Raw genomic sequence first — 7,016 nt, 5'->3', positions numbered from 1 at the left:
CGCCCGAGCAGCAGGGTCCTTCCGGGCGTCCAACGTCAGCCGTATCGCCCGCTCCCGAAGCTCCTCCGGGTACTTCCGTAGTGCCACCATGCTTGAACCTCCAGGTTTGATCGTCTCCATCAAACCCGGCACGAGACACTATCCGCCGCTTGTCGGGCAGCCGGGATCGGTTTGCTGGGCTGCTGCGGGTTAACCTCGCCAAGACCCGGTTGTACCTGGTCCCGGGTACGGCGGAGCCGGCGGTTGCGCACGGATCCGGGGTAATCCCGCGGACCGCGTAACCGACCTTGCTGGCCGCGTTCAACGGTGGGTTCAAGGGCAACTCTGGTTACGCCGCTTGCGTCGACGGAGCGCACGTGTACGACACCCCTCAGCCCGGCCTTGGGACTATTGTCCCTCGCTCCGACAACTCGCTGCAGACAGGGACGTGGGGCCGGGACCTCACGAGCCTGCGGGGGTGGGCGTTGCGACAGAACCTGCCGCCGCTAATCGCGAGCGGCCGACTCGCTCCCGGTGTGGACGACTGGACGCGGTGGGGAGCCACTCTGGGCGGGGTGTCCCAAGTGTGGCGCTCCGCGGTCGGCATGACCCATGACGGACAGCTCCTCATCGCCGACCCGCACTTAGGCTTCTCATGGTCGTCTCATCTGCGCTGACGAAGATCGGTATCATGGCTGGACCGTCGGGCGCCGCTGGCCGGGATATCCCGATCGCACCGCCGTTCGCGAAATGACGGCGGACGCGGGGCGCGTCGCCGGCTGGCCGTCCGGTCGCCGTGGCTCGCGGGGCCAATCGTGGCAAAGGGGTGTCCCCGCGGCAACGGGGCGTCCCCGCGGTGGTGCCCCCCGGCGGCGGCGAGCTACCGCGCCGCTTCGTCGTGATGGCCCTTGGCCCTGGTCGCTTATCGGCCTGGGCGCTGCACTGCCGGGTCGCCCCGTGAGGGATCTGGGAGCATCTCGACGCGCCAGCCGACTGGCAACATGGAGTACGGAAAAGTCCGGTTGGCTCGACCGAGCCGGAACCTGAGGGAGGGATTGGTGCGCCTGCTGGCAGCCGAGGACGAGCCGCGGATGGCTGGTCTTCTGCGCCGTGGATTGGAGGAGGAGGGCTACTCGGTTGATGTGGCCCCGACCGGAACGGACGCGTTGTGGCTGGCCGGGGAAGTTGATTACGACGCTGTCGTGTTGGACGTCATGCTTCCCGGGATGGACGGCTTCGCGGTCTGCCGCGAAATGCGGATTCGTGAACGCTGGTCACCAGTTCTCATGCTTACCGCTCGCGGCGATGTTGCGGACCGGGTGCGCGGACTCGATGCCGGTGCCGACGACTATTTGGCCAAGCCCTTCAGTCTGGTCGAACTAGCTGCCAGGCTGAGGGCCCTCGTCCGACGAGGCCAAACGGTCCGACCAACCCTGCTCGAGGTTGGAACGCTGCGACTAAACCCGGCAACCCGCCAAACGTGGCGCGGGGATGTCCAGGTCGACCTGTCGGCGACAGAGTTCGCGCTGCTAGAGCTATTTATGCGCCATCCCGGTGAGGTGCTCACCCGACCGCGCATCCTGGAACATGTCTGGGATTTCTCATATGACGGCGCGTCGAACATCGTCGATCAGTACGTCGGCTATTTGCGCCGAAAGCTGGACCGGCCGTTCGGCCGCGAGGACCTGGAGACGGTGCGGGGCGCAGGCTACCGGTTAGGCAAGCCTCGGGACTGTGCCGGCTGAGCCGACTGGTCACCGTGTCGAGTGTGCTCGTACGCCGTGCCTCCGATTGGGGACCTCCGGGACCCGGCCGGCTCGACCTGCGCCCCGCCGGTGTCGGGGAAGGTCCCCCCCGCAATTCACACGTTGCCCCCATCGCGTTCACACGTCCGGCTGTCAGCGTGGACTCGCGGACCGAGCGAGGAGACCATCTTGACTGCGACCAACGTGCTGGAGCGGACCTGGAATCGACGTGTGGGTCGGTGGCACGAGCACGTGAGCTCGACCGCCGGGTTTCAGGCCGTGCTTGAGGAGGTCCTTCGGGCCGCCCATGCGCAGCCTTCGGACGTATGTGTCGACCTCGGAGCGGGCACCGGGTTTCTCACGCTGGCCCTTGCGTCCGAGGTGGCATCCGTGCTGGCTGTCGATATCTCCCCGGCGATGATCGCGGGTCTCGAAGCCACGGTGCGCGGTAGGGGAATCCAGAACGTGTCGAGCCGAGTGGCCGACCTGATGGCGGTGACGCTGCCGGATAACAGCGTGGATCTCCTGGTGTCGAACTACGCGCTGCACCACCTCATCGACGCCGACAAGCGAGCGCTGATGGGCCGCGCAGCTCGCTGGCTGCGGCCGGGCGGCCGGCTGGTCGTCGCCGACATGATGTTTGGGCGCGGCGGGAGCCGCCGCGATCGGCAAATCCTCGCCGTCAAGCTGCGGGCCCTACTCGTGAAAGGCCCCGGCGGATGGTGGCGGATCGTGAAAAACCTTGCCCGGTTCGGCTTCGGGGTCGGCCAAGAACATCCCGCCTCGCCGGAGTCGTGGGTGCGTGCCTTGGCGGATGCTGGATTCGTCGACGTGACCTTCCTGCCCGTGGTTGCCGAAGCCGGAGTCGTGACCGGTATCCGCGGGCCCGGCTCGACCGCCGCCTGACCGCGCTCCAGCGACACTGGGCACGATGACCGGGGAACTAGCGGGGTGCGAGCCATCGTCTGCGGAGGGCCGTCCGCCGGAGCCGTCCTCCGCCTCGAGCGTTGTCTCGATGGCACTCGCAGGAGGTGTCCGCGGGATTGTCGATACAAGCCTTGCTGGACCTTCGCTCGTTGGCGGTTGGGCCACGTTCGCGCCAACGGTGAGGCTGTCGCTGCGGGCGGTGACTTCCTCGCGGCCGAGGCTGATCCGGCCGTTGCCCACCCAAGAAATGGGGCTGCCATATCGGGCACTCATCGTCCTCACATCGATCGGGACCCACATTGGAGTTCCATCCACTAGGGAAAGGACGACACATGACTGACCGTGCCCGACGACCGGAACGAGACGCACCTGACGAGCGGGGCAGCATCAAGGCCAAGCTCGTCGTGGGCATGGCGGTGTTGCTTGCCGCCGGCGGGCTGGCCGGTAGCTCCGTCGCATTCGCCGCCGGTGGCACCCCCACCACAAGCCAGTCAAGCGCCCATCACGCCATGTCGCATGCCTACACCGTCGAAACTACGGAGCCCACGACCGCTGAGGCTGATGCACTTGGCGGACACCAGGACGCCAACGGCGCCAACGTCGGTAGCACCGCAGGCGGAGCCGACCCGGGCACGGCCGACGGGACCGAGAAGGCCGGCGCCGCCGAGGCCGACGGCCCGGGCGGGCACCAGGACGCGAATGGCGTTGACGCGAACAGCACCGGCGGGCACCAGGACGCTGGCGGCGCCGACGCCGGGGGAGGCAACTAGGCAGGACGGTGGTCCGCCACCGAAGCTGACGAGCCCCACGCTGGACCCCCCGGCGCGGGGCTCGTCGCTTGTGCGCTCCGCCGGATCCGGGTCGCGAACCGGTGAAGGACAGGGCACCTACGAGCCCTTGCGCCTCGGCCGCTCCTCGTACCGCCGTGGGCAATCCGCTGAGTTACGCGTGGGTGCACGGGGCGGAAGGGTACCCGGGCGGCGGCCCGGCCCGCCTGACCACCGCGAGTGTGCAATTTCCGACGGTCTCCTCGGCGTGTCGTGTCGGAAATTGCACACTCGCCGGGGCGGGGCCCTCGGTTTGGGGCGGGGAGCCGGGTAACCGAGGATGGGGCGGTGCGATTCGCCACCTGGAACGTGAACTCGGTGACCGCCCGGCTGCCCCGGCTGGTGTCCTGGCTGGACGAGGCCCGGCCGGACGTGGTCTGCCTCCAGGAGACCAAGTGCGCGGCGGAGGCGTTCCCCGGCGCCGACGTCGAGGCGCTCGGCTACCAGATCGCGGCGCACGGGTACGGCCGCTGGAACGGGGTCGCGGTGCTGTCCCGGATCGGGCTCGCCGAGGTCGCCCTCGGCTTCCCCGGTCAGCCCGGCTACGCCGGGTCCGGGGCGGGCGACACCGACCCGGGGCAGTTGTTCGAGGTGGCGCCCGAGCTCGAGGCCCGGGCGGTCGGCGCCACCTGCGGCCCGTTGCGGGTGTGGTCGGTGTACGTGCCGAACGGGCGGGCGCTGGACAGCCCGCACTTTCCGTACAAGCTGGCCTGGCTGGGCGCCCTGCGGGCCGCGCTCGCGCCGGAGCTCGCGGCCCACCCGGCGGTGGTGCTCGCCGGCGACTTCAACATCGCCCCAACCGACGACGACGTCTGGGACCCGGCTGCCTTCGTCGGCTCGACCCACGTCACCCCGGCCGAACGGAGCGAGCTCGAAGCGCTGCGGGCGCTCGGGTTCAGCGACGTCCTGCCCCGGCCGCTGAAGTACGACCGGCCCTACACCTACTGGGACTACCGGGCCGGGATGTTCCACAAAAACATGGGGATGCGGATCGACCTGGTCTACGCGACCGGAACGGTTGCCGCCGCGGTCCGGGACGCCTACGTCGACCGCGACGCGCGCAAGGGCACCGGCCCCTCCGACCACGCCCCGGTGGTCGTCGACCTCGCCGCGGAGGCGTTGCGTTGACCGGGGGCTCCGGGACTTTGCCTGGGGGCTGTGCGAGGCTCGCCCGGTGAAGATCGAGGCGCGCGGGCTGACCAAGCGCTACGGAACCACGATCGCCGTCGATGACCTGTCCTTCGACGTGCTGCCCGGCCGGGTCACCGGGTTCCTCGGCCCGAACGGGGCCGGCAAGTCGACCACGATGCGACTCGTGCTCGGCCTGGATGAGCCGAACGCCGGCACCGTCACAGTCAACGGCAAGCCCTACCGGGAGCATCGTCATCCGCTGCACGAGGTCGGCGCGCTGCTCGAGGCCCGGGCGATCCACGGCGGGCGCAGCGCCTACAACCACCTGCTCTGCCTGGCCCAGAGCAACGGCATCCCGCGCAGCCGGATCGGCGAGGTGCTCGAGCTCGTCGGGTTGTCCCAGGTCGCCGGCAAGCGGGTCGGCGGCTACTCGCTCGGGATGGGGCAGCGGCTCGGGATCGCTGCCGCCCTGCTCGGCAACCCCGGCATCCTGATGTTCGACGAGCCGATCAACGGGCTCGACCCGGAGGGGATCCGCTGGGTCCGCAACCTGCTCAAGGGGTTGGCCGCGGAGGGTCGGGCCGTTTTTGTCTCGAGCCACCTGATGAGCGAGATGGCGGTCACCGCCGACCACCTAGTCGTCGTCGGCCGCGGCCGGCTGATCGCCAGCGCCGCGGTCGAGGAGTTCATCCGCTCCAGCGGGCAGAACTACGTGCGGGTCCGCTCGCCGCAGGCCGCCGAGCTGACCGCGGCCCTGGCGGCCGCCGGAGCGAACGCGACCGTGATGCCCGACGGCGCACTTCAGGTGATCGGCCTGGACTGCGCCGGGGTCGGCGACATCGCCGCTCGAAACGGGCTGACCGTGCACGAGCTGCTGCTCCAGGAGGCCTCGCTGGAGGCCGCATTCATGGAGCTCACCCAGGACGCCGTCGACTTCCACGCCGGGGCGCCCGCCGGGGCGCCCGTCGGCCAGGAGGCCTGAACATGGTTGCCGCCAGCTACGTCGAGGCTCCCGAGCGGCAGCGCACCGCCTTCGGGCTGGTGCTGCGCTCTGAGCTGACCAAGCTGCGCACGGTCCGCTCGACCTACTGGTCGCTCGTCGCCGCCGTGTTCGTCACCGTCGTCGTCGGCAGCCTGATCTCGTTCGCCACGGTCAGCCACTGGGACGAGGTCGCGTTCGGCTTCGACGCGGCCCGGCGGAGCCTGTCCGGCGTGCTGCTCGCCCAGCTCGCGTTCGGCGTGCTCGGCGTGCTCGTGATAACCGCCGAATTCAGCACCGGGATGATCCGCAGCACCTTCGCCGCCGTTCCGCAGCGCACCGCGGTGCTCGTCGCGAAGGCGATCGTGTTCGCCGCGGTGAGCTTCGTCGTCGCCGCGCTCGCGGTGTTCCCGGCCTTCTTCATCGGCCAGGCGATCTTCCACACGAAGCAGGCGGGGGTCACCCTCGGCGATCCCGGGGTGTTCCGCGCGGTCATCGGCGGCGTGCTCTACCTGACCGTGCTGGGCCTGTTCGCCCTCGGGCTCGGCACGATGATCCGGCACACCGCCGGCGCGATCGCGGCGCTGTTCGGGATGCTGCTCGTGCTGCCCGGCGTCGCCGCCGCGCTGCCGAGTCCGTGGGACGTCGACGTCAGCAAGTTCCTCCCGAGCGACGCCGGGATGGCGATGTTCGCCACCCACCCCCGCACGCACGGCTTCGGTGCCGACGGGCTGGCGCCGTGGACCGGGTTCGCGGTGTTCTGCGGCTGGGCCGCGCTCACGCTGCTGCTCGGTGCCTACCTGCTGAACCGCCGCGACGCCTGAGCCCAGCTGAGCCCGGCTAAGCCCGCCTGAGCCCGGCTATGCCGGCGACGGCGGCGTGTAGGGGGCGAGGGTGACGCCGGCCTTCTCGGCGAGCGCCATCAGCGCCGCGTCCTGCGCCTCCAGATGCTTCTGGATCTCCAGCGCGGTGTGCAGCACCGCGTCGGCGTCGTTGTAGGTGTCCTCGGCACGCTTGTCCGACGCGGCCGCCTGCACGTTCTGACCGACGATGATGATCGGCAGCAGGACGAGTTGGAGGAACGTCTGCGCGATCCAGGACACGATGACGATCTTGTCGTGGGTCTTGAGCGCCGCCGGCAGGCTGACCAGGGCGATCAGGGTGAACAGGTAGGCGCACCACATGCTGCCGACCGCGACCGTGATCAGCAGGCCGAACTTTGTGTTGAACCGGGCGAGCGGGTTGGAGCGGCGTCGCATGTCGGCGACCTTGGCCGGCCCGGCAGCCTGTCAAGTACCGGGTTTGATGGAGGCTTCCAACTCACCCTGAGCGGTTGCTCCGGTGAGGGTGTTGCTTCGGTGGGTGGTTTCGTACTCGACTGGCGGGACGAGCCCGATCTCCCCGTGGAGCCTGCGGAAGTTGAACCAG

At 69.6% G+C, this 7,016-nt stretch carries 7 protein-coding genes; 6 read left to right on the top strand and 1 reads right to left on the bottom strand.

Annotated elements, in window-relative coordinates; all coding sequences use genetic code 11:
• Positions 1-1,037 precede the first annotated feature (1,037 nt).
• The 6 genes from VNG13_13810 (at position 1,038) to VNG13_13785 (ending at position 6,412) form a co-directional block, all read left to right on the top strand.
• Complete coding sequence (locus VNG13_13810; protein HVA61592.1) at positions 1,038-1,724, top strand: response regulator transcription factor; 687 nt, start codon at positions 1,038-1,040, stop codon at positions 1,722-1,724.
• 189 nt (positions 1,725-1,913) lie between these two features.
• Positions 1,914-2,630 (top strand): methyltransferase domain-containing protein, encoded by a 717-nt coding sequence (locus VNG13_13805; protein ID HVA61591.1) that lies wholly within the window; start codon positions 1,914-1,916, stop codon positions 2,628-2,630.
• Between the two features lie 353 nt (positions 2,631-2,983).
• On the top strand, positions 2,984-3,421 hold the full coding sequence (locus VNG13_13800) for a hypothetical protein (protein HVA61590.1): 438 nt from the start codon (positions 2,984-2,986) through the stop codon (positions 3,419-3,421).
• Between the two features lie 345 nt (positions 3,422-3,766).
• Positions 3,767-4,606, top strand: a complete 840-nt coding sequence (locus VNG13_13795; protein HVA61589.1) for an exodeoxyribonuclease III — start codon at positions 3,767-3,769, stop codon at positions 4,604-4,606.
• Positions 4,607-4,652: 46 nt separating this feature from the next.
• A complete protein-coding gene (locus VNG13_13790) occupies positions 4,653-5,591 on the top strand; it encodes an ATP-binding cassette domain-containing protein (GenBank protein HVA61588.1) in 939 nt (312 codons plus the stop codon).
• Positions 5,592-5,593: 2 nt separating this feature from the next.
• Positions 5,594-6,412, top strand: coding sequence for a hypothetical protein (locus VNG13_13785; protein ID HVA61587.1), 819 nt, complete (start codon positions 5,594-5,596; stop codon positions 6,410-6,412).
• A gap of 36 nt (positions 6,413-6,448) precedes the next feature.
• Here VNG13_13785 and VNG13_13780 read toward each other — a convergent pair whose 3' ends face one another.
• The gene (locus VNG13_13780) at positions 6,449-6,847 is read right to left on the bottom strand and encodes a hypothetical protein (protein ID HVA61586.1); all 399 of its coding nucleotides are present in this window, start codon (positions 6,845-6,847) and stop codon (positions 6,449-6,451) included.
• Positions 6,848-7,016 lie beyond the last annotated feature (169 nt).

It is taken from the genome of Mycobacteriales bacterium (genome assembly GCA_035533475.1).
Taxonomy (GTDB): Bacteria; Actinomycetota; Actinomycetes; order DATLTS01; family DATLTS01; genus DATLTS01.
Note: the sequence above shows the minus strand (reverse complement) of the source record. Positions and strands in the feature narration are given on the sequence as shown.

What these genes read in the sequence shown, in the direction of transcription:
- VNG13_13780 (HVA61586.1), bottom strand. Translation starts at nt 6,847, where the DNA reads ATGCGACGCCGCTCCAACCCGCTCGCCCGGTTCAACACAAAGTTCGGC.
- VNG13_13800 (HVA61590.1), top strand. Translation starts at nt 2,984, where the DNA reads ATGACTGACCGTGCCCGACGACCGGAACGAGACGCACCTGACGAGCGG.
- VNG13_13785 (HVA61587.1), top strand. Translation starts at nt 5,594, where the DNA reads ATGGTTGCCGCCAGCTACGTCGAGGCTCCCGAGCGGCAGCGCACCGCC.